Genomic DNA, 24,801 nt, shown 5'->3' with positions numbered 1-24,801 from the left:
ATCATCTTAGGCTAGGCCTACCGGAATTTTAAATGAACGAGCTTGTGGAAACACAGGCTTTTTTTATGTCGCTTCGCGACAGTCGTCCTACGGACTAAGTCGCTGCTTTGCAGCTTACTCAGGACTGCGTCAGTCGTGGCTTCGCGCTTAGTCGACTTCATTATAGTCGTCACTATGTGACTTAGTCACGACTTCGTCGTTTAGTCGTCCTTCGGACTTAGTCGCTGCTTCGCAGCTAAGTCAATTTAGTCGATAGCCGCTTTTATCAAGAATTCGAATGAAACCTTTAATCAGTAGAGAAATTTCAACCAGATCTTTTTGCAATTGATTAGCCTGTTCATGTGTTATATAGTTTAACTGGCATGCAATATAAAGCATCGATTTTACCTCACTAGATGACCCTAATGCGATAAATAAAAATCGACGAAAATCCGCATCTGAACCTCTTTCAAAACCCTCCGCTATATTATTAGAAATGGAGATTGCAGCCCGCTGGATTTGGTTTTTAAATCCGTAATCTACATTTAACTGAAGTACTTTATAAATCTCAATTGCGACGATTTGAGACTTTTTCCAAGCCTCAATTTCTTCAAAATGGTATATTCTCATAATTAATCAAGATTACACGATTTTTAATTATTATTGTAACAGCAACTTGATAAACGACTAAATCGCGCAGCGATGACCCTTTGACTAAGCTGCGAAGCAGCGACTAAATATGACTCTAAACTGCGACCTCGGCGAAGGCATTGGAAATGATGCCGCACTCATGCCCTACATCAACGAAGCAAATATTGCCTGCGGATTTCATGCCGGGGATGCGTTTACGATGCGCGAAACGGTAGCATTATGTATTCGCCATGGAGTTAAAATGGGGGCGCATCCGTCCTATTTAGATCGAGAGAATTTTGGGCGAAAAGAAATCGAACTGAGCCCAGAGGAGATCTATTTGCTAGTGAAAAAGCAGATTGAAACGCTGAATCAAATCGTAAAAACTGCAGGTGGAACGCTAAATCACGTGAAGCCACACGGTGCTTTATATAATACTTCGGCTAAAAATCCGGAAGTCGCAATGGCCATTGCGAAAGCTGTAAAGGATGTGAGTGGAGACTTAATCTTATTCGGACTGAAAGGCAGCCAGTCGATCGAGGTCGCACGGGCAATGGGTCTACAAACAGCAGAAGAGGCTTTTGCCGATCGTCGCTATGAAAGTGATGGTTCCTTAACTCCACGCAGTCAACCAGGGGCTTGCTTTACAGAAAAACAAGATGTGCTAGATCAGGTGGAAAAAATAAAGGCCGACACCTGGTGTATCCATGGTGACGGCCCTCATGCGTTGGAGTTCGCGAAAGCACTGAAAGCGAAGCGCTATACAAAGTCTTAAAACTCCACTATAAATCCAATCGTAGGTGTTACCTGTGCCTTGTCATTCAAGAATTGGGTCGGAATAGCGTTGCTACCGTCTTTCGCAATGGGTAAACCATTCGTCGTCGCAAAGGCTGAATTATCCTCTAAACGCTTGAAAGTATACGTGGGAATTCCTGGATTCACCGCGATGTACCAGTTGTTCACGTCTAAGAACAAATCGATGGTCGTTTTCTTCAAATTGTATTTCTTGTCGATACGGACGTCACTCGAATGGAAGTTCGGTAGACGTTGTGTATTGAGACGCGAGTAATCAAAGGTTCCTTGGCCTAAAGTCAGGTAACTTGACTTAGATGTGGTTTCATCATAAGGTGTGTAGGGTGCGCCTCCTTGGTAACGAAAACGAAGACCTAACTCCCAGTTACGCGGGAATTTATAGCCCCAAGTAACACTTAACAAGTGTTGGTTATCCCAGCTGGAGGCGATTAAATTGCCATCAAAACCACTGTACATACTGCGGTAATAGGTGTAAGACAAGATTCCGAACGATTTGTCGGTCAATTTCTTTTGGGCGAATAACTCAAAACCATAGGCACGACCTTTACCCGTAGTCGTGACATCTTCGTTACCTAGAATGTTGAAGTCTCCCCCTAAATTTGCTAAAGATATCCCTTTAGCGTTTGAAATAGGTACATTCGCATATTCCTTCACGAAGGCTTCCGCCGTGAAACGCAAAGATTCATCGTGTAAGTATTCTAATCCAGTTACGTAGTGATCACTTTGCTGGTATTTCGCATCTTGATTCGTCAAAACAGGCGAAACGGCTGCGAAACTGGAGTAGGTCGGATAAGGGAAAGCAGACGATGCATAACCTAAAACCGTATACGGCGCTAATTTGAAGTAGCGACCCACTGAAGCGTTAGCCGTCCATTTTTCAGATAATACATAGCTAGCTGAAACACGAGGAGAGATCGTTTCCAAAGGGTCCATTCCCGTCGTTGTGAAGCTATTCATATCGGTACGAAGGCCAGCGCTTAGACCTAATTTGGAGTCAAAAAAGGTCTTCGAAACTTGTGCAAACGCACCGTATTTCCAGAGCGAATTCAACGGGCTTGTATATGAAATAGTGGTCGTAGGATAAGCTAAACGCACGGCAGGACTCGCGGTCGTATTATTCAAAACTTGGTAGGTACTATTCGCATATTCCACGAATTGCGCAGAAAGTCCATAATTGATCTTCCAGCCATTGGTATTTTTGTTCACGTCTACGCGCAACTTATTTTCAGTCTCGCGAGAGGCGTAATCAAAGTTTAATTGCGACGGATCTTTCTTTAAATTGTCCTCATAACGCAAGAAATTATTGTCAAACACGTTTCTTGAAAGAGCGACATTCACATAGCCATTATCCAATAACTTCTTCAACGACATCCCCAGCGTATAATTCCATTGATTAATTAGCGGATTCGAGTTATAGATATACAGTTTTTCTGGCGTGGCTTTTTTCAGTGTCCCAAAAGAGAAGTCATCAATCGCCCCCAATCCCATCAACGATAAGGTGGTTGTTGAATTAATTTGCTTCGTGATTTTAAACTGTCCGTCCCAGAAATTTGGGCGAATGGGAATGTCTAAAGCTTGAAAAAGGAACTGCAAATACGAGCGGCGAACAGAGGCTAAAAACGTTGTCTTACCTGTTTTAGAAAGTGGCCCCTCTGTCGTTAAAGCGAATTCAGTCGCGCTTAGACGTGCATTGCCTTGGAATTTATTGGGGTTACCCGTGCGTTGTTTGAACTGAAAAACGGAACTTAAAGTGTTGTCATAACGCGCATCAAAGGCCGAAGAACTCAGCTTCACATCTTCGATGAAAGACACGTTTAGCATTCCTTGTGGGCCGCCGCTGCTACCTTGGGTTTGGAAGTGATTCAATACAGGGATTTCGATACCGTCTAGGTAATAGACGTTTTCGTTCGGGCCTCCGCCACGGATGATGATATCATTTCTGAAGCCTCCGCCTTGTGGGCCTCCCCCTACGCCGGGTAGGGTTTGAATTACTTTGCTGACGTCGAAGTTTCCGCCTGGGTTACTTTTGATTTCCTCTGCGGTTAAGCGCTGAACGCTGAGCGGGGATTCGAGGGTAGCGGCTTTGGCGGTACGTCGGTTTTGGGTGACTACGACCTCCGTTAATTGCTGGTTTGATGGGAGTAATTCTATGTTCAAGAAATTTTCATTACCCGCATTGATGATCACGTTGAAGGCCGTGTATTTCTCGTAGCCTACCGCGGAGAAGGAAATATTGTATGTTTTTAGGGCCAAACCTGTTAATCGAAACGTCCCTTTGTCATCTGCCGTTGTGCCCTTTGTAACACCATCAAGCGTTACAGAAACTCCAACAATCGGTTTTTGTGTTAATTGATCAACGATTTTTCCGGAGATGCGGCCGTTGTTTTGGGCCAAAACCGAAAAAGAAAAAAGCAGTAAAAGTAGAGTTTGTTTCATTTTTGCTAAACACCTAAATGGCTAGATTTGTTTCATTTAAGGCAGAATCAACACCTTTTGAGTGGCCGAACCTTTGGCAGACTCATATTTCAATATATAATTTCCTGCCCCTGGCAACGGCGCAGGAATGCGCAAGGTTTCCCCTGCATCGACCGAAATCGCACCGCCTAAAACGCGTCCAGAAATATCAAACCACTGTAAAGTTCCTGCATTTTTCACTCGAATATTAATGAGCGATGTGGAAGGGTTAGGCCACACATACAATTCCTCCGAGGGAACGATGATGTCCGAGGTGTTTTGGAACAATTGAACTCCGCCAGAAGCTAATCCCACAACGATATCCACTTTACCATCGCGATTGAAATCGGCGGTAGTGATTTGGGCATTTTGGCCTACCTGAAAAGGCAAGCGTTGCACTTCCAATCCCAAACCAGATACATATAGATAACCAGAAGCGTCCACGGTGATTCGCTCTGCGTTGCCGTCACCGGTGATGTCCGCATAGGCTATACCGCGGAAAGAGGTTTCTTGACGCTGGTAGGGTTTGGCCAAATCCAACCAATCATACACCCGTGTGCCACCTAAATAATCCAAAACTACGAGTTCCAGCGATCCATCCTGGTTGATGTCATAAAGACGGGGCGTTTCGCGGAGACTCACCAAATTCAAAGCCTTTTCTTCCCCCAGCTGACCCGCTGAATAGGCCCGATAATACACCGACGAACCCTTTACATAATACAGCATCAGGCGACCATTCACTACTTGTAATTGTACCGAGGAAGCTCCGGCAAGCGTTAAAAAATCCCTCGATTTAAACGACAGCACCCCATTCACATTTTCATAAAAAGTGACACTGCCACTTCCAATCAATAAATCCAGGTCGCCATCTCCCTCCACATCAAAGAACACAGGCGAGGCATTATCTCCCACGTCGATCATTTCTTCTTGTAAAAAGGCCTTGGTTTTTAGCACCAAAGCGCCATTTTCAGACCGGTAGTAAGAGGCTGTTTCCAAAGCCGGATTCAAATCTGGCAAATGAGAAGACGCGATTAAATCCAGAAAGCCATCGCTATCCAAATCGATGGGCGATCCGCTGGCAATTGACGGAACCGTATGAGGCGCTCCGGCCGGGAAATTATAGTCTGCAGAACGGAACTTAGGTTTTGCACGAGTCCCCTCGTTTTTCATCCATAGAAAGCTAGAACAGTTCACATGCCCTATGATCAGATCATAAATGCCATTTTTATCCGGATCCCAAAGGGCTAACGTACTTCCGGCATGTTGAACCGCCGCTGTAGACTGAGTACTTAAAACAGATTCCGGAACCAGCCCGAACGTGATATCTTGGCAATCATTCAGATAGAAATTACACCAATTCAAGGATTTGGTGACGTATTTCAAGTCTCCCGTATTCTCATAATACGTGATAAAATGCCCCGAAGATTCAAAGGCTAAAATATCCAAATCTCCATCCCCATCGATATCCGCAATGGCGGGAATATCTGAAGCGCTCACGTAGATATTGATGAGGCCGTTGAGGCCGGTAGATTTGAGGGTGCCTGTTGACTTAGGGAAATTATTACCGACGTTCGGATAGACCTGAATCCCCCCAGGAGTCGAAGTAAAAAGGTCTTTGTCCCCATCCCCATCGTAATCCAACAAATTCATCCAATTCTCGATGAGTGGAAAACGTTTTTGATAGCCGGGGGAATACGTAAAACCTCCGCTGGTATTTCTTAAAAAAGTCTTCAGGTGTTGGGCACTGCGATCGAAAACGACGAGGTCTTCGCGTGCGTCTCCATCGAGATCGAGGAGGAAAAACTGTACCGAATTCATTCCGCCAGCCCACGGATTTTTTAATCCGGAAACGGGGAGATTGGTGATTTGGTCAAAGGAGATTTGTTGCGCTTTCAATGAAAGCGATAACAGGCACAGGAAAATAATAAACCTTTTTCTCATCGCCATAAAGATAGCAACGGACCTAGAACAAATAACTGATATGAAGAGAAAATCTATCGATTGCCTGAAGTTCTCCGTTAGATAGATTTTGTGCTGCCGGTTTTGCAAAATTAAGGCCAAAAACGAAACGTTTCGAATAGGCTTCTAATCCAGCACCTAGCCACTGAATACCTCCTCCTGTATTTTCAATAGAAAGACCTGCACGAGAATCGCGAGCGGCATATTCTAATGTCGTATTCACATAAGGCATCAAGGTGATTTTATGACCTCGCCCATAGGCATAAAATAGCGTCATCGCTACACTACTGCGCGCACCAAAGCGATAAGAATCCGGATTTTCGCCCGGGAACCGGTATTGAGCATCCGCATTAATCCCCCAAGCGGCATACCGTATATTATAGAGGGCATTTAGCATCCAATCGGTACTACCGGTACCCAATTGAAAATTAGCATTGGCCACCTGATTAGGATTGGATTCTTCATACCTGAATTTTCCCAAAGCTGGCTTTAGTCCCGCTCCTACTAATAAGGATTGATTCACCTCATGCAGCGTAGAGTCTAATAAGGTGTTAACGAGACTGTAATGCACAAATAGGGTTGGATCAGCCAATCCTGAAATTTGGATAGATTGTTGTTGTGCGATTTGCTTTTGGGTGTGGATCGCATAAGGCAAAATCGCCATTACCTGTACCTTATTGATGGGAAAAAAACGACCCCAAAGCTCCGTGGTTTGAAAGGATTCTTCCGTTTTTAATACGGTGCTCGTTACATGGGACGTGAAATTTTGGTAGCGATACCGAACCCCCATAAATCCACGGTTAGATGCCGGCATTAAACCTAAAAAGGCATTACTATTGGCACAACCACATAGATCGCAGCCCACAGAAGGGAACGCAAACAATAGAAAAAGGAGTACTTTCTTCATCTTAGTTACCGGCAAATTTGGGGTTAGTTAAAAACTCCCGATCTGTCAAAGTCTTTAAAAAGGCGACGATTTTTGCTTGCTCCTCTGCCGTTAAGGGAATTCCATTTTTTAGTGAAGCATCTACATTAGGTGTTTGCTGGACGCCTGAGGCATAGTGGTGAAGCACTTCCTCTAAGGTATAAAAACGGCCATCATGCATATAGGGCGCTGTCATCTCCACATTTCGTAAACTAGGCACCTTAAACTTGAAACGATCTTCTACCCGTTCTGTAATTCGAAAACGTCCTTCATCTTTTGATCCCTGAATGTTAAGTCCATTGTTGCGGTAACTTTGGTCCGTAAAAAGATCCCCCGCATGGCAGGAACTACATTTTTGCTGAAACAAACTAAGTCCTGCTAATTCCTCTGAATTCAAAATTCCTCCCTCTTTCCGCGCGTATTTATCATAGCGCGAATTCGCAGAAACGAGGGATAACATAAATTGGGATAGTGCCTTTAAGAACTTCTGAGACGTAATTTCAGTAGACCCATACGCCTTATGAAAGAGAGCTGGATACTTTTGAGTTGATCTTAATTTCGTCAAAACATTTCCCAAATTCTCATCCATTTCCAACGGATTTTCGATGGGGGCGACAGAAAACAAGTCCAAATCGCCCACACCGCCATCCCAGAAAAACTCCTTTTGCCAAGCCATATTTTGCACTGCCGGCGCATTTCTTGTCCCCACTCGGTTATCCACCCCATGACTTACATCATGGCCATGGTGCGTGAAGGCATAACTTTGGTTATGGCATTCTGCACACGAGATTGTGTTATCCCGCGATAACATAGGATCATTAAACAAAGCTTTACCTAATTCAAAGCCCTCCTCCGTCACAGGATTAGACGCCAGCGCATAGGCCGGGGCAGGGAAATTAGTAGGCTGCTGGAATAAAGGCTCCTTCACAACAGAATCAAGATCCTGCTCCGGAGACGCGCAAGCCAATAACAAAAAAGGCAAAAGAAGAATTTTCCGCATCTTAATGGATATGATCTACACTAAATACCTTAGCATAATTGTTTGCAATAGGACCTGCTGCCGCTGGTGACATGACTACGGCAGCACTGGCAATTTTTACAGGACTTACTCCCGAAAAGACTTTGGAAATATCCGCAATTAAATGAATCGTAGGCGATTTACTTTTGCGAACAGAAGCTACACTAGGTAGCGAAAGCGTAACCGTGCGCAAATTATTTGCCGTTGCAGCGGTTCTTCCGCCAAAGCCACCCACGTGGTATTGGTATTTCTGTAAACCACCCGCATTCGTAGGTGCTACAGTAGAAATTCCCTCCATTTTAAAGAAAATATAACCTGAATTCCAAGACCAATACATATTATCTGAACCATAAGACGCTACATCCAATACCCCAATTCGCTGATCAACTGCGGAGATACTTTTTACACTGTCCACCCCGATTGTAAATGTCATTTCGGTATAATCAGCTGCTGGAACATCTTTCAAAACCGGCATTAAGGTATTCTTGTCCGCCTGACGCACTAGAAAATAGTGATCCGGCATTTTTACGACCGTCCCGTCGGTCTTTTTAAGAGCAACATTAGAAATGAAATAATTCAAGGTGGTAATCGTGAAATCTTCTCCAGAAGAATTCGTGTATTTGGTGTCATTTAAGACCAAAGTCTGTGCGGCCACCCGATTTTCAAACTCAAGTGTCACATTATTTTTATCATTTGGATTAATAGGTTCCAAATTTTCCGAACTGCATGCCGCCGTGAATAGCAACAAGCCAATAAATAGTTGTTTCATGTGTAATTAATTAAAATGAGAATTGCCCGCGACGTAACGCCGTAGGAATAGAGTCAAGAAAATTAATTAGACTTGTGGAGGGTGAAAAAAGCCTTTAGCGGCTGAATTAGGGAAGAATCCCGTTGATGTGAAATGATTTTCAACAACAACTGTGGGTGTGAAACGAGCTGTAAAGACAGGTTGAATGGCTTGAAAACTCAACACCACTTCTGGCATTTTTTCTAAGCGCTCTGCATTTGATTTCTGCTCTTTTTCTTCTGCGGCCTGTAGTTTTTTCGCTAAATAACATTGACCATTACAGTTCAACATCGGTTTATCGCGGTTCACACAAAGGTTTTCTGCAATGTAGTCGCGATTAATGCGGTAGTAGGCCACAGCACCCCATTGATTCATCAAGGGAACCTGCATAGCAAGGAACAATAAAAGAGCGACGATGCGTTTCACGACGCAAAGGTAAGACTGAGACGGAGAAAAAAGACGAACCTACTTACAAAATGATGAAAATCAGAAAATTTATTTCGCCGTCAATGGCAACATTTCGCCATTCGTGACGGCCACGGGCTTTTGCGTCGTGGTGTAGTATTTCGCCAGGCTGGAGTTATAGAATTGGACTTGGGCTTTTTGGGATGTACTTAAGTCATAGCCCAAATAAACACGCACCGGACTTCCTGGCGCACCAATAATCGAGGAGACTACCGTTCCGAAACGGCTTAAACTGCCTGTAAGCGTACTTTGCTTTTTGCCAAATAGGTTAACAAACGAAGTGGATGTACTAACGAAAGCCCCATACATATTCAAACCCAAATCCGCTACCGACCCATCACCCATCGCAAAAGTCAACATTTTAGTAGCTGACAGCGAACCTAAGTTCGTGAATTTCAACTCATGGGCTGAATTTCCTAAGGTAATTGTAGCATTATTATACACATATAATGTACCTAACGTAGAGCTAAAGCCTCCATCATTTAAATGGCCTCCAGAAAAATTGACTGTACTGTAAGCTGGAATGGCACCTGCTATCCCTATTTGTAAAATTCCTCCATACAGATAAGTGTCCGAAACCTGATTCACTGCGCTGAGCTGGAGTGTTCCTGTACCTGATTTGGAAAGCGTACGGCCTATCATCACACGCGTGATTCCGTCATTGACCCCATTACCCGTCGTCACCACATTATTTCCGGTACTAAAAGTCAAATTACCATATGTTCGCCCTGTTGCCGTTAGCGTGTTATACACACTAATCCCACCAGCACCCGTGATGGAAATCGTCCCTCCGACTCCGGAATAAGACGAAGCGTTCGTTGTACTAACTGCCCCACTGGTATTAATAGCCGCGTTGACAAAAACCGAACCTGCCGTTGAATTCAAATACACACTCCCACCATCCGTCAATGGAATAGTCGAACTTCGAGAAAGTGGAATGTTCGTATTTATTGCTGCGTTCACATAAATATTCCCCGCCGTATTCAAATAAAAACTCAAAACCCCCTTATCTCCATAAGCATCCGTAGCGTAGCGCAAGGCGATAGGGGACAAAATGTTCGCTTCTGTTGCAGCATTAATGGTCAACAACTTGTTAAAAGTGGGTCCATGATCATTCCAGGTTTCGATGGGTGTATTTACGTTAATAATTCCCGATTGGGAACAAGAAACACAGGCCGTATTGATCGTAGCATGGCTATATCGGATGCGCAGAATTAGGTCTATATCCGTTGGATTTATATTCGCGTGATTCGCGGAGGGAGTAAAGGTATACGTCGTATTTGTGGCGCCGCTCGAAAGTGCGGGGGACCACGTTCCATTCACCGTAATCCCGGTCATAAAACGAATATTCGCATTCCCGCTTTGAGCTATGGCGTTCGGGACTAGTTCTCGCGATATCAATTGAATCGCATTAGCCGTACTAAATTTCACCTGCTCTACTTCCGTTAACGAAAGTACAGCGCTATTTTCCACATAAATACGTCCATCCGTCCCAGAAATACCGGCGGTTCCTTGCCAGCCGCTTATGTTCAGGGTTCTAAAATCCCACGTATTTTTAGGGCCAAAACGCAACTCATGAACACCTGCACCTAATTCAATCTCAGAGCCCTCTGATAAAATCGAAATAGGCCCGAAGGTCTCCGAAAAACCTTCCGAACTCAATTTACCTCCATTAAAAAGAATCATGGAAGCATTATTAATCACTTCTGTCGCCCCTAAAGCTAGATTCCCACCACTAATGACCGTCGCGCCCGTATAGGTATTGGCACTATTCAAGGTCAATGATCCCGTGCCATCTTTAATCAAACTCGTGGCCACATTGAGCTGAATAGGACTCGTCCCCCACGTATTCGCCAGACTCCCGCTTCCACCCAAACTTCCATTCAAAAGGATATTTCCAGCTCCTCCTAGCGTTAAGGCCATGGCTCCTGCACCAAGGTTCGTATGTAGGGTTAACTGGCTGTTTAGATCCGCATTGATTCGTGTGTCGCCCGTCAAAGTAATTGTACCGTTCACGGCATTTATTCCTGCGACACTTTGGAGTGCGCCAGTCCCGAGTGGACCTGTGCCTTTCAAACTTAGTGTATTGGATATAGCAATCCCCCCCTGCAACTGCAGGCTTCCACCCAGCGCCACGGTGACTGCGCCTGAACCTAAAGATCCGCTATTTCGAATATGTACAATGCCACTCGAGACGGTCGTTGCTCCGCTGTAAATACCGGCAGAATAAAGGGAAAAAGTGCCCATATTGTTCGTAATGCCACCGGTTCCCAAAGTCAAGGTTCCACTGAGCGTCATCGATCCAGCGCCTGTCGTGACTAGGGAAACATTGTTTCCTGTCATCGTTTGGGTCAAAGAGAGGGTGCCGGCGGTGCTATTCAGAGTGGTGCTTTGGCCTAAGGAGACGGGACCATCCCAGCTATTATTCCCACTTTCGTTCGATAAGGTGACACCGGAGGCATTCAGGGCTAAATCCTCCGCCCCCACCTGGATGTTGTTGTACAAGGCTAATTTCCCCGACCCCCTGACGATCGTCCCTCCACTCGTACTTCCTAAGGAACGACTGTTATAAATCGCAAGGGTCCCCGCGAAAATCGTGGTCAAACCCGTGTAGGTATTCGCTTGGCTGTGGGTGGCATTTCCGAGGGAGAATGATTGTCCGTATTTGGCCAAAGACAAAACCCCCAACCCATCCTCTATCAAACCGGTATACACCGTATTCATATTACTCGAGCCCACCGTTAACGTGATATTCCCCGCCACGCTACTGGTCACTTTTCCATAGCCATTTAAACTAGCAATCGAACCTAACGTTTCCGAAACCCCGTTTAAATCCAAGGTCGTGTTCGCCCCCGTAAATGATAACGTGTTATAGTCTGGCAAAGCCGTGCCCCCCGCTAATTGCAAGGTTCCATCCGCCAGCTCAGAAGAGGTTACGGCATTGTTTGTCGCGCTTAACTTCAGGATTCCAGAACCCAATTTCTTAAAAGCACCCCCCTTTATGAGGCCGCTTATACCATCATTCGCCCCGCCCGTCGTCACACTTGTATTTCCATCTAAAATAGTAATAGCCCCAGCAAAATTCGTCCGACTAGTCGATAATAAAGTACCCGTAATACTTACGCCTGCTGGACCATTTATGGTAATAGCTCCTCCATTCCCTGTATAAAGACCTGAATTGGTTAAATTTTCGGTACCACTGCAATTGATATTCCCAGTGACTTTCACTGCCCCTGCAGTCGAATTGAGCGTCACAGAACCGCCCTCATTTAAAATGGCGGTAGCCCAGGTTTGCACTATATTCGCCATCGAAATATCAGCCGTCACGGTAATGTTTCCAGGGGTGTTAATCACTAAGCTTAAGGAACCTTTATTTGAACTATTCGAAGTGGTACTGCGCATCGCAATGGCGTTAGGTATCGTTACGTCTGAGGCCGCGTTGAAAGTTAGCGTTTTGTTGTAGGTAGGACTATTTTGGTTGTAGGAACTCAGCGTCGTTCTAAAATCGATTTGGCCCAGCTGAGTACAGCCTGCACAAGCCGTATGAATGATGACGTTGCTAATTTTCACCCGCAGCAATTCGTCTAATTCTGCCGTACTGACGGTCGCGTTGTCTGCATTAGGGGTAAAAGTATACGTCGTTTGGGTGGTGGCAGAGGATAATAGCGGCGACCAGGTTCCTCCACTCGTGGCGCCTGAAACGATGGATAAGTTGCTGTTTTGGGCGTATAGTTGCCCCGCAAAAAACACGAATAGAATGAATAGCTTCTTCATCCTAGTACGAATAAACAAATTGAATGCGATCTCCTAGGGCAATCACATAGGAGCCATTGTTTGCGGTTACATAGGCCAAAAAAGGCGTAGGCGATGTAGCCGTTGTCGTAAAGGCACTTGTGGTCTTGTAGCTGTAGGCGTTTTGGCTGATCAAAATACCATTCACATACATCTTCAGTTTAGTCGTTGTGTGCGGTGTTTGCGTCAACGTAAAATTGGTTTGCCCAGCAGTAACTGCTGCTAAATTCCCCGAGGAACCAGTGGCGGTGGTTTCGTCAAAACCGTCTCTCAAGGCACTCGTCCAATTGGCCACACCGGAGGAGGTTAAACTCAGGACTTGACCCGTTGCACCCGGGCTGGATGGAAACGTCGTTCCGCCCAGCGTTAAGGTTCCGGTTAAACTCGAGTTCACAAAAGTCTTGTTTGTGAGCGTTTCCGTGCCAGCTAGCGTGGCCATGGTACCCGAAGTGGGAAGCGTAATGTTCGTGACGCCCGCAATGTTTATCGTCGTGGAATAATTCCCAGAAGTCACGAGGTCGCCCGCTAAACTGATCGTTTTGCTACCATTGTTTATTCCTGTTCCTCCAAAGGCGGGGGAAATAATTCCGGTAATCGCGGCGCTTCCGTCGAAGGGGTAGCCGAAGATGGTTTGTGGGGAGGATAAGGTGGTGGCAGCTGTTGCGGTGCTCGCATTTCCACTTAGGTCTCCTATGAAAGTCGTTGCGCTTAGGGAGCTGAATCCGGACATGCTGGAATAGGTTCCTCCTAAAATAGCGCTCGTAGAACCTAGGGTAATTTGATTATTGGCTAATTGGGCATTTGTGATGCCGGCCGTGGCGGATAGATTCGCCGTTGTTAAGCCGATGGCTTGGATGGTGTTTCCGGTAAGGGAAATACCAGAACCGGCGCTTAAGGGGGTTTGGTAATCTACTCCTGAAATTAAGGGTACCTGATAATTGACTCCCGCCACTAAAGGTACCTGATAATCCGTTCCTGCGATAAGCGGTGCCTGTACATCCACACCAATCCGCAGCCCTAAATTTGTCCTTGCTGAAGCCGCGGTCATAGCCCCCGTTCCTCCCTTTTCCAACGGAATAATTCCCGTTAACACTGCTGCATCCACCGGAATAGAAATATTAGACGACCCATCAAAAGCAACTCCATTAATCGTTCGGGCCGTTTCTAAGGTCGTGGCCTTGGCGGCTAGATTGGCAGAACTCGCCTGATTTGCGACGCTCGAATTCGCCGAACGACTATCTACATACTCTTTCACCGCCTTTACGGATGGATATTTTACCTGAGAAGTAGAATCTAAAAGAATCGAAGTTGATTTGTTTAGGAGGGATTCTTTGTTGTTTAATTGGGCCAAAACCAAGCCAGACACCGGCTTGTCCACATCCGCCGTGTTGTCCACATTACCTAGTCCTAAATTCGCACGCGCTGTCACGGCTGTGGTCGCACCCGTTCCGCCAGAGGTAAGCGGCAACGTGCCACTCAACTTTCCAGCCTCCTCTGCAAAATGCGCATAGGGTAAGTAATTTAGGCCGCGATTGCTGACCTCGGTGTATTTGGCACCCAAATCAAAACTCACCTGCGTCACCAATTTCTTCACCGGACCGCCCCAGTTCAAACTAGCAAAAGTCCCTGCCGCACTCGTATTATCCCCCGCCCCTATCTCCAAATTAATCAGCCCGTACGCATCCGTCTTCGTCTTATGCAACTCCTCAAACCGCAAAGTCGCCCCCGCATAAATCCCAAACTTCACCCAAATATCCTTGTTCAAATACAGCTGCGCCTGCACCCCATTACCGGGTAATTCAATGGCGGCCGGATCAACAATCAAGGCCTGGTAATTAATCGACTTTAAAGGAGTTTGTGCCTGAGCACCATAGAAACAGCACAGCAAGGCTGCAAGTATGAAATAATTTTTCATAAGCAATCTAATAATAGAACAGTACAGATTGCTTATTAGTGGTTAAGAAGCAATACGAATATAAATTAAGGGTATTGTGTTGATAACAAAGGTACTAGGATTTTGCAGAGGGCAAAGGGGGGGGAGGGGATTTTTTAATTTAGAGGTGGGGCAAAAAAAATCCCCCAAATTCCCAGTGGTTAGAAGGGTATTTGGGAGGATTTTTTTTATTTGTTAAATTTATTTGACCAATTCAACTCTAATTAATACTAAATCGTAGCCGTCTCTAGTTGCAAATACCCTATAGGACTGGTTGGGCATCACAGGATTTCCATTTGCTCCCATATCATGTATATAAAATTCAACTGTTTCGAATAATCCTATTGTTACAATTCCTGTGTAATTAGCTCCGTCCCATAATTTCAAAAACGGACTCCATACACTAGACTGAAAAATTTCATCATTTTTATAATTTTGAGTAGATCCAGAGTTAGTAGTTAATTGATCACCATAGGTCTTCTTAGTAGCATAAACTTGGCCATGTAAATTTGACGAGATTGTTTGGATTTCAACAGTTTCACTAGCATTGTTATATCTAAATTTCAAATTTCCAACGGTAACTATATTATTTAAATCAGTTTTTAAACCATTACTAATCGCAGATGTAACATTACTTGAAGCCCAATTCGCAGACCCACTTCCATCTGTCGTTAATACCTGCCCAGCTGATCCATCCGAATTCGGATATGTAACGGCCCCGGCTGTCAATGTTCCACTCGCTTGAATTGAACCCGTAACATCTAATTGCGCTGTAGGATTATCATTATTTACACCTACATAGCCATTGCTTTGCTTTAAAAACAATTGCTTCATGTGACCATTAGGATAGGTCCCTAAAACAAAATCACTTGGCGTACCACTTGTGGCGTCCGTATAAATTCGTGCCACTTGTAAGCTTCCAGAAGGAGAATATCCATCAAATATCAAGCCACTATTATCTCCATTTGTTCTAAATGATGCTCTACCTAAAAGGTCAAATTTAGTATTAAAGTCTAGTCCAGGTGAGGACACGCCTATCCCTACATTTCCCGTATTAAAATAGATATTACTTGAAGCAGTCGTCCACTGACTTCCTATTGCAGCAGCACCCGAAGTGACCTCTTTCGTTGTTGAATTATAATACAACACGTTCGATGTGGCTGTTGTGGAACGAATGGGATCTACATAAAAACCCGCAGTAGTTGGGTTTAAACTTGTTCCGGTTGCGTTCAATGCAATACTATTAGCTACTTGAGCATTGTTTCCGGCAAATGATCCAATGGCTACGGCATTTTGGCCTTGTCCATATTGACCTGCCGCAAAACCTAGCGCAACAGCTTGACTTGCTTGAGCTGATTGAGCTGTGTTACTACCAATGGAAACGCTATTAGCCCCTTGGTTTTGGTCTCCTGAAACATAACCAATAGCGACAGAACCTCCGCCTTGGTTCCCTCTTCCTGCACCACCTCCAATAGCAATCGTGTTCGCATTAACGCCTTGATTAGGCGTTCCCGCTTGAGAGCCGATGGCGACATTATTACTTGAAAGACCTAAGACACCTCTTACGTCTCCTACGGATCTTTGGCCCGTTCCTCCACTTTCTATCGGAACAACACCTGTTATTTTATTTCCGGCTACCGATGCGATTTTAGCATCCGTCACTGCACTGTTCGCAATTTTAGCTGTTGTGATTGAATTATCTGCAACGCCAGATGAGGCTGTTGCGGCTGCTACAGCGGCATCAGCGTAAGCAGTCGTCGCAATTTGTGTTGAATTCGTCCTAGGGCTTGCCGTCACAGCTCTCGCGATGCCCGTAAACGTAGGCGAAGCAATAGGTGCTTTCGTACTTAAAGCTGCTTGCGTAGCACTTGAAATAGGCTTTGACTCATCGGAGGTATTATCCACAGCACCTAATCCCACCATCGACTTCGTGATACCGGAAACGGTACCCGTAAACGTAGGGGAATTAATAGGCGCATAGTCATTTAAATCTGTCAAAGCCGCTTTCGTCGCTAGCATCGACGTATCAGCTGTAATGGCCATATGAGCTTCAAGCGCTGCTACCGTTGCTTTCAATGCCAAAGCTGAATTGACATCCACCGCATTTGCTTTTAAATCTAGCGCTGCTTGCGTAGCTGTTGAAATCGGTTTATCAGCATCTGCCGTATTATCCACATTACCTAAACCTAAATTGGCTCTCGCTTCTATGGCGGTTGTTGCACCAGTTCCGCCGCCTGCAATAGCTAAGGTACTACCTAATTTGCCCGCCGTTTCAGCGAAAAGTGTGTAAGGCGTGTAGCTTAGTTTTTGATCGGAGACTTTCGTGTAAGTTGCTCCATTATCGAAGCTAACAAATACTTGCAAGGACTTTTGATTCGCATCCCAGCTCATCGCATCGAATGCGGCACTTGACACGGACCCGATTGTTAGGTTAACTAAACCATAGGCGTCTGTTTTCGTTTGCTGCACCTCTTCGAATTGAATGGAAGAACCGGAGATAATAACAAACTTAACAAATACATTGCCGTTCACGTAGGGTTGTCCGCTAATGTCTGAACCAGGAACCTCGATATTTTCTGGTGCCAGGATGACGGCTTGGTAGGAGATTCCTTTTTGGGCATTCGCTACGACTGATACGAATAATAGAAGGAAAAGTAAAAGTTTTTTCATGGTAATAGAACAGATAAATGGGGAATTATTTCGTGGCTATTTTAAGGCCAAAACTAAAGGTAGATGGAACAAAATTTAGTGTCGATGAACCGAAGGTGTTTGTATCTAAGTGCTGGAAAGACGTGTAAACAGCCATCTGATCGTTGACTTTTTTAGTGATCGATAAGGTAAAACCTACCGAAAATTTCAGGCCACTAAATTGATCGTCATCCGATAAATCCAGGTAGCGGTTTTGTAGAAACTGAGTGCCATTAATCAGAGTTTGGACGGCTGCTGAAGCTTTGGCAGAAACAGTTAAACCATGTAAACCCGTGTAAGAGGGCCCGATGCCACCAGTCAAGCCCATAAAATCAGCTTGATAAGAAAAAGGGATGTTCTGTACATCGCCCACATTATTGTATTGATTGTAGGCCAAACCCACATCGTATACAAACGCCTTCGATAATTTATTCTCACGCGAGAGCGATAAATGAAGGCCAGAACTCGACTTCAAAAAATCAGGATTATTGCCTGCAGAATTCGTAAAAACGTAGCGGGTGATGTTGTTTCCTGCTTCTAAATTCCAGGTTTGGGCCTGTAGCGAGGATACGAAAAATAAGGTGATGAGGAGGGTAAAAATGAATTTCATAGAACTTGATTTTAAATCTGTAAGAACAATATTAGTTCAATGAAGTACGGAAAAGAATTTTTAGAACACAGGACTTGTCCTAATTCCCCGAATTGAAACAAATCGTATTTTTTGCTCTAGACGCAAAAAATCCTCCGCCAAGGCAGAGGATTTCGCATGATTTGTAGATGAAGAATTATTTTAGTGTAAGTTATTCCAAGAACCAATTAAAGGGGTGTAAGCCATCGAAAACGGAAAACTATACGATGGGATATTCACGATAATTGAATTGTCATTTCGAAGGGCCGTAAAGCTTTGATTTATCCCATCATTAAATTGGCCTAATTGAGGCAAGAAAATATAGGCTGTATTATCCGCCGTTAATTTCCAATAACAATTTCCTTGCGGAACTTCTACCGGGTTAATAAAATTAAACGAAAGCACCCCGCCACTTAAAGTAGAGGTTGCTACTGTTTGGGCTCCTAATAGAATTCCGGTTCCAGGTACTCCACTATAGATGGAAAAGGTCATGTTCCCTGCTACGGCAATACTTTGGACCCCTACAGAGGCACTACTAATTCGCCAATTACTACTAGGGGTGAAAGACAAGCAAATATTATAATCATTGCTGACTCCTAAACCAGAAGGAGATGTTCCTACTTTCGCTAAAGTACCGGGCGTTCCCTCTGCCTCGGCATACACTTGTACTTTACCTGCTGTAGAATTGTAAATCAATAATCCAGCTGCTAAAGGTGCAGCAATGGCATCGCGCTGTGTCGTAGTTAATCTAGGCAACAATAAACCTTGGGTCGTGGATTTCACTTCTAGCGCAGCGGAAGATCCTGTTCCTGATGGGGCTCCTACTACCACATTTCCTGAGAATGATTTAGTCCCCGCCACCGTTTGCGTAGAGGATAAATCCACAAAATTCTTAATTGAAGATCCGGTTCCTCCATTTGCTAAAGGCAATACATTCGTTACTTCAGTGCTAAGATTTGTCGTCGCTACGTCATCCCGCAAGTTAACCCAACCATTAGATGCTGGAACTACCACCGTAATTCTAGAAGCAGGATCGTAGGAATCTAAGGGATTACCAAAACCATAATTACTCACATTCCCTGTCGTCGTATCATCCCCAGAATTTGACCACCTGACACCTAAACATCTATTGGCATCTGTTGATGTGATGAAATACGTTGTATTAGCCACAACAGGTACTGGAGTAGCAAATGTCCACGTATTCCATCCATCTACTGCTGTAAGAGAGTTAGACGTACCCAAAAGAACAGGCGAAGGTGATGCCCCCGAATAGTTTGAATTTACGACAATAGAAGCAACCTCTCCAGCACCAAAAGCATTTAACTCAATTTGCGTGATCGTACCTGAAATAGTGGGGCGAAACCAAAGTTCCCCGCTTCCACGTAGACAGGTGGCTCCATTACTGAGTGTAGTATTTCCAAAAACCGAGGACGTACTCGCGATAGATTCCTTATATACCTGCATCTTTTTAGAGCTGGTATTAAATTGTAGCATAGAAGCAACAGGTGTTGAAATAGCATTAACCTGCGACTGATCCATTTTAGGTAATATGAGGGGTAAAGCGGTCGCAATGTCTACCGAAGATTCTGCATTAGGGGTAGCAGTGCCTAGACCTAATTTACCACTAATAGAAAGATCTGAGCTAAAGGTTTTTGCCCCTGCAAAAGTTTGGGAGCCGGTCGTAACAACACCGCCGTTAGTAGCATTTGCGGGAGATAAATTCAAGACCCCGTCTGTAATACTTAGCCCATTCGGATTCGAAGTGGTTGAAATAGTTCCGGCGGTAATCGATGTGCCTGAAGTCCCTGAAGGTGCCGTTCCCGAAGTGACCTCTTTCGTTGTTGAATTATAATACAAAACATTCGATGTGGCTGTTGTGGAGCGAATGGGATTGACATAAAAACCCGCATTGGTCGGATTTAAACTTGCTCCGGTTGCGTTCAATGCAATACTATTAGCTACTTGAGCATTGTTTCCGGCAAATGATCCAATGGCTACGGCATTTTGGCCTTGTCCATATTGACCTGCCGCAAAACCTAGCGCAACAGCTTGACTTGCTTGAGCTGATTGAGCTGTGTTACTACCAATGGAAACGCTATTAGCCCCTTGGTTTTGGTCTCCTGAAACATAACCAATAGCGACAGAACCTCCGCCTTGGTTCCCTCTTCCTGCACCACCTCCAATAGCAATCGTGTTCGCATTAACGCCTTGATTAGGCGTTCCAGCTTGAGAGCCAATGGCGACATTATTACTTGAAAGACCTAAAACACCTCTTACGTCTCCTACGGATCTTTGGCCCGTTCCTCCACTTTCTATCGGAACAACACCCGTTATTTTATTCCCGGCTACCGATGCAATTTTGGCATCCGTCACTGCACTGTTCGCAATTTTAGCTGTTGTGATTGAATTATCTGCAACGCCAGATGAGGCTGTTGCGGCTGCTACAGCGGCATCAGCATAAGCAGTCGTCGCAATTTGTGTTGAATTCGTCCTAGGACTTGCCGTCGCAGCTCTCGCGATGCCCGTAAACGTAGGCGAAGCAATCGGCGCATAACTGTTTAAGTCCGATAGCGCTGCCTTCGTCGCAAGCATACTAGTATCTACCGTGATGGCCATGTGTGCTGCTAACATCGCTGCACTCGCTTTTAAGTCTAGTGCTGCATTCACATCAGCCACATTTGCTTTCTGGTCCAGTGCAGCCTGAGTAGCTGTTGAAATCGGTTTATCAACATCTGCCGTATTATCCACATTGCCTAAACCTAAATTGGCTCTTGCGCCTACTGCCGTTGTAGCGCCAGTTCCGCCGCCAGTAATCCCTAAGGTCGTACTTAATTTCCCTGCCGTTTCTGCAAATAAAGCATAAGGCGAATAGGTTAATTTTTGGTCAGACACTTTGGTATAAGAGGCTCCGTTATCGAAGCTAACAAATACTTGTAAGGTTTTTTGATTCGCATCCCAAGACAAGGAATTGAAAATGGTACTTGCTACAGATCCAATAGTCAAATTGACTAAGCCGTAGGCATCCGTTTTAGTTTGTTGCACCTCTTCGAATTGGATATTCGTTCCGGAAATGATGACAAATTTTACAGCGACATTTCCATTCACTAGCGGTTGACCTGTAATGTCAGATCCGGGAAGCTCGATGGAGGCTGGGTCTAAAACGACGGCTTGGTAGGAGATTCCTTTTTGGGCATTCGCTACGACTGATACTAATAATAGAAGGAAGAGTAAAAGTTTTTTCATAATAATCGATCAGATGGATGAAAGTAAAATAGCTCTCACAATTTAAGCCATGACAACTGACACAAAGTTGAACTTAAACCCATCAATAAACGATAAATTAAAATTTGAGTTGTTTTGATACCCCGAAAAGAGTCAAATATTTACAAAAGCTTTTTAAGATAAGCCGAAGGCGACTCGCCCGTTTGCGCTTTAAAAGCCTGAATGAAATTAGAGCGAGATTTATAGCCACAGGCCTTCCCTACACTTTCTAACGTATTCGTTTCTGCCTCGCCCGCCTTGAGTAGATTGACCGCCTCTTCAATCCGAAGCTGATTTTTCCACTTTAAAAACGTAATGCCTTTGTAATTATTAAAGTAATAGGTCAATACGTGTTCCGGAATTGAAATAGCAGAAACTAAATCCGACAAGGAATATCCTGGTTGTAAATATTTTTTTTCCAACAGATGAACCTCCATCAGTTTATCCACTTGCTTTAAGCGAGTCTTTGAAATATCTAAACTCTTTGCGACTGACGAAATTTCTTCATTTAATTTAATCACATCACTCATACGAGAGCCACTATTCAATTGAAGACCGTATAAAATCTTGGGAAAAAAATAGATTACGATGGTTTGTGCGGACATAAAGATGGTGGCAACCGTTCTGCCTCTGCCCTGCTCATCCATTATGAGCACAAAATCATTTTGCCACAAGGAATAAAAACTGAACGCTAACAAGGATATATTAAAAATAGCCCCTAAACCTAGACAGGTAATTAACCATCTTTTTAGGACCAGGGATTTTACCAAAAGTCTTTTTTGAATGGCCTGCCACACAAGATATGACGAAACCGCTATATAAATGAGGGAGAAAATCGACCTAGAAACAAAATACACAGGGAAAGAAATGAGTGGAAATGGAACCTCATAAATAGTACGGAAGTCCTGATGTAAGCGGTAAGCAAAATCCAATTTAAATGCCCAAGAATGAAGCGCAAAGGGAAGAATATTGATCAGTACAATGCCAAAAGGCATGAAATGAAAATAATCCAAGCCTTTAATTTGGACTTTATCTGTCAAAACACCTCTGACGTAGAAATACAGAAAAGGGGTATTCAGCAGATAAAGAGGGAAATAATGAACGGAGAAGATCGCACGCAAAATTTCTGAGTCTGAAACAACCGAGGCCCAATGGGCGATGCCAAACAAGGCGTTCAAAAAGAAATGATACGCTAAATAGCGGTTCGCGGGATTGACCTTATCTGCAAACTTCAAAAGAAGAATCGATCCTAAGAATCCGAGAAGACAAATCGCAGGAAGCACGCTTAAATTTTATTAGAACAATTAGTTAGCGGAAAGTTAAGCATATTTTTGAAATTTGTTATCCAGCTTAGTCCGGGCCAGAAAACAAAAAAGCCTTCCCGTTAAGGAAGGCTTTTTCAGACGCTTGAATTGTACTTGGGATGGGAATCGAACCCACACGAGCGTTACGGCTCACGGGATTTTAAGTCCCGCGTGTCTACCAGTTCCACCACCCAAGCGTCCTGGTAAAACTAAAAGCACCGATGGTGCTTTTTCGTTTTGAGCGAAAGACGGGGTTCGAACCCGCGACCTCGACCTTGGCAAGGTCGCGCTCTACCAGCTGAGCTACTTTCGCGTTTTGTGGATGCAAAAATACGGCCTCCTATTGAATTATGCAAGTCGAAATCAAATTTTAGTAAAAATATTCTCTAAATTTATACTTTAGAAAAAAATATGAGCATCAACAAACTCGACCAAACTGATCACAAATTACTGGAAATTCTTCAGCAAAACGCGAAGATCACAAACGCCCAATTATCGAAAGAGATTGGTCTTTCCCCGGCTCCTACTTTGGAACGTGTAAAGAAATTAGAAACTTTAGGGGTTATCCAAAGCTATCACGCTCAGGTGGATAGAGAAAAAGTAGGCTTAGGAGTGAGCACGTTTGTGACGGTAACTTTGACGGGTCACAAGAAGCAAGTGACGGAGTCATTCGTGAAGCAAATCAACCAAATTCCAGAGGTAATCGAGTGCCACCACGTGACGGGTTCTGGCGATTTTATGTTGAAAATTATTTCGAAAGATATTTCAACTTATCAGAAATTAATGCTCGAAAAAATCAATGAAATTGAAGAAGTGGCTGCCACTTCCACCATGGTGATCTTGTCTTCATTCAAAGAAAGTAAGGTATTACCTATTCCGTGATCAAACGTTTCGCGTATTGCGAAACTTTACAACCGATGCATAAATTGCGGGATCATTCGGTTTTTCCAAGCCGTAAAAGTTCCCGCTTGAATTTCCTTGCGTGCCTCGCCCACCATCCACAGATAGAAGCGCAGGTTACACACACTCGCAATCATGGCGCCTAACATTTCCTCACATCTAACCAAGTGTCGTAGGTAAGACTTCGTGTATTGACCGTGTACCTCATTCACGAAATGTGGATCGATGACCGAGAAGTCTGATTCCCATTTCTTATTCTTGATATTGATAATTCCCTGCGTCGTAAAAATCATCCCGTTGCGGGCATTTCTCGTAGGCATTACACAATCGAACATATCAATTCCGAGCGCAATTCCTTCCAAAATATTCGCCGGAGTTCCTACGCCCATTAAGTAGCGCGGTTTGTCTTTGGGCAAAATATCCGTCACCTCATCCGCCATCGCGTACATATCTTCGACTGGCTCGCCCACGGATAAACCACCGATGGCGTTACCGAAAGCCCCTTTGGACGCGATATATTCCGCCGAAACTTTCCGTAAATCGGAGTAAACACTGCCCTGAACAATGGGAAATAAGGTCTGATTGTAACCGTATTTTGGATCTGTTTCGTCAAAACGCTTGATGCAACGATCAAGCCAACGGTGAGTCATGTCCATCGATTTGCGCGCGTATTCGTAGGTACATGGGTACGGCGTGCATTCGTCGAAAGCCATCATAATATCCGCCCCGATCGTGCGCTGAATATCCATCACCCCTTCCGGCGTGAAATAGTGAATACTACCGTCTATATGTGATTTGAATTTGACCCCTTCTTCCTGAATTTTTCGTCCTGTTCCTGCCAAAGAATACACTTGATATCCTCCCGAGTCCGTCAAAATAGGTCCCTGCCAGCCATTGAATTTATGCAATCCCCCTGCCTTTTCGATGACCTCTAAACCGGGACGCAAGTACAGATGGTAGGTATTTCCCAGGATAATTTGGGCCTTAATGGGATCAGTTAATTCTGAAATATGAACGCCTTTAACGGTCCCTGCAGTGCCTACAGGCATAAAAATGGGCGTTTGAATCGTCCCGTGATCTGTCGTTATTTCACCTGCGCGCGCTTTCGAGCTAGGATCCGTGTGGCTTATTGAGAATTTCATGTCACAAAGGTACAAAAGAATTTTCTTGTGAGCAGCTGAAGTCGCTGCTGCGCAGCTTAGTCAACAGGTCGCCACTTCGTGGCTTAGTCGCTGCTGCGCAGCTTTGTCAAAAAACATTTCACG

Annotated in this window: 16 protein-coding genes and 2 tRNA genes; 2 read left to right on the top strand and 16 right to left on the bottom strand. The window is 44.4% G+C overall.

The features are described 5' to 3' along the window. Positions 1-240: 240 nt before the first annotated feature. Complete coding sequence (locus G9X63_RS05935; RefSeq protein WP_252621880.1) at positions 241-609, bottom strand: four helix bundle protein; 369 nt, start codon at positions 607-609, stop codon at positions 241-243. A gap of 109 nt (positions 610-718) precedes the next feature. Between G9X63_RS05935 and G9X63_RS05930 the strand changes: the two genes are divergently transcribed. Then, positions 719-1,384, top strand: coding sequence for a 5-oxoprolinase subunit PxpA (locus G9X63_RS05930; protein ID WP_252621878.1), 666 nt, complete (start codon positions 719-721; stop codon positions 1,382-1,384). On the opposite strand, the gene G9X63_RS05925 is transcribed toward G9X63_RS05930, so the two are convergent. From G9X63_RS05925 to G9X63_RS05860, 14 genes are all read right to left on the bottom strand, one after another. Continuing rightward, the gene (locus tag G9X63_RS05925; RefSeq protein WP_252621875.1) at positions 1,381-3,858 is read right to left on the bottom strand and encodes a TonB-dependent receptor; all 2,478 of its coding nucleotides are present in this window, start codon (positions 3,856-3,858) and stop codon (positions 1,381-1,383) included. The two genes, G9X63_RS05930 and G9X63_RS05925, sit on opposite strands and share 4 nt — an antisense overlap. Positions 3,859-3,894: 36 nt before the next feature. Then, positions 3,895-5,817 (bottom strand): FG-GAP-like repeat-containing protein, encoded by a 1,923-nt coding sequence (locus G9X63_RS05920; RefSeq protein ID WP_252621873.1) that lies wholly within the window; start codon positions 5,815-5,817, stop codon positions 3,895-3,897. A 22-nt stretch (positions 5,818-5,839) separates the two neighbouring features. Beyond that, positions 5,840-6,742 (bottom strand): hypothetical protein, encoded by a 903-nt coding sequence (locus G9X63_RS05915; RefSeq protein WP_252621871.1) that lies wholly within the window; start codon positions 6,740-6,742, stop codon positions 5,840-5,842. Position 6,743: 1 nt separating this feature from the next. Continuing rightward, a complete protein-coding gene (locus G9X63_RS05910) occupies positions 6,744-7,760 on the bottom strand; it encodes a cytochrome-c peroxidase (protein WP_252621869.1) in 1,017 nt (338 codons plus the stop codon). Between the two features lies 1 nt (position 7,761). Next, on the bottom strand, positions 7,762-8,547 hold the full coding sequence (locus G9X63_RS05905; protein ID WP_130922552.1) for an MbnP family protein: 786 nt from the start codon (positions 8,545-8,547) through the stop codon (positions 7,762-7,764). A gap of 66 nt (positions 8,548-8,613) precedes the next feature. Further along, positions 8,614-8,991, bottom strand: coding sequence for a hypothetical protein (locus G9X63_RS05900; RefSeq protein WP_252621867.1), 378 nt, complete (start codon positions 8,989-8,991; stop codon positions 8,614-8,616). Positions 8,992-9,060: 69 nt separating this feature from the next. Beyond that, the gene (locus G9X63_RS05895) at positions 9,061-12,804 is read right to left on the bottom strand and encodes a beta strand repeat-containing protein (RefSeq protein ID WP_252621865.1); all 3,744 of its coding nucleotides are present in this window, start codon (positions 12,802-12,804) and stop codon (positions 9,061-9,063) included. A gap of 1 nt (position 12,805) precedes the next feature. Further along, complete coding sequence (locus G9X63_RS05890) at positions 12,806-14,737, bottom strand: hypothetical protein (RefSeq protein ID WP_252621863.1); 1,932 nt, start codon at positions 14,735-14,737, stop codon at positions 12,806-12,808. A gap of 219 nt (positions 14,738-14,956) precedes the next feature. Further along, positions 14,957-17,425, bottom strand: a complete 2,469-nt coding sequence (locus G9X63_RS05885; protein ID WP_252621861.1) for a beta strand repeat-containing protein — start codon at positions 17,423-17,425, stop codon at positions 14,957-14,959. Between the two features lie 25 nt (positions 17,426-17,450). Next, a complete protein-coding gene (locus tag G9X63_RS05880; protein WP_252621859.1) occupies positions 17,451-18,053 on the bottom strand; it encodes a hypothetical protein in 603 nt (200 codons plus the stop codon). A 180-nt stretch (positions 18,054-18,233) separates the two neighbouring features. Further along, positions 18,234-21,314, bottom strand: coding sequence for a beta strand repeat-containing protein (locus tag G9X63_RS05875; RefSeq protein ID WP_252621857.1), 3,081 nt, complete (start codon positions 21,312-21,314; stop codon positions 18,234-18,236). A 140-nt stretch (positions 21,315-21,454) separates the two neighbouring features. Next, a complete protein-coding gene (locus tag G9X63_RS05870; protein ID WP_252621854.1) occupies positions 21,455-22,615 on the bottom strand; it encodes a helix-turn-helix domain-containing protein in 1,161 nt (386 codons plus the stop codon). Positions 22,616-22,747: 132 nt separating this feature from the next. Next, positions 22,748-22,833, bottom strand: a tRNA-Leu gene (locus tag G9X63_RS05865). A gap of 43 nt (positions 22,834-22,876) precedes the next feature. Next, a tRNA-Gly gene (locus G9X63_RS05860) sits at positions 22,877-22,949 on the bottom strand. Positions 22,950-23,047: 98 nt separating this feature from the next. Here G9X63_RS05860 and G9X63_RS05855 point away from each other — a divergent pair. Next, positions 23,048-23,518: an Lrp/AsnC family transcriptional regulator gene (locus G9X63_RS05855; protein WP_130895497.1), complete on the top strand. Its 471-nt coding sequence runs from the start codon at positions 23,048-23,050 to the stop codon at positions 23,516-23,518. A gap of 26 nt (positions 23,519-23,544) precedes the next feature. Here the strand turns inward: G9X63_RS05855 and tgt are convergent, their stop codons facing one another. Next, entirely contained in the window at positions 23,545-24,678 is a 1,134-nt protein-coding gene (tgt, locus tag G9X63_RS05850; RefSeq protein WP_130895498.1) for a tRNA guanosine(34) transglycosylase Tgt, read from the bottom strand. Positions 24,679-24,801 lie beyond the last annotated feature (123 nt).

The sequence above is a fragment of the Aquirufa antheringensis genome, assembly GCF_023921165.1.
GTDB classification, from domain to species: Bacteria; Bacteroidota; Bacteroidia; order Cytophagales; family Spirosomataceae; genus Aquirufa; species Aquirufa antheringensis.
Note: the sequence above shows the minus strand (reverse complement) of the source record. Positions and strands in the feature narration are given on the sequence as shown.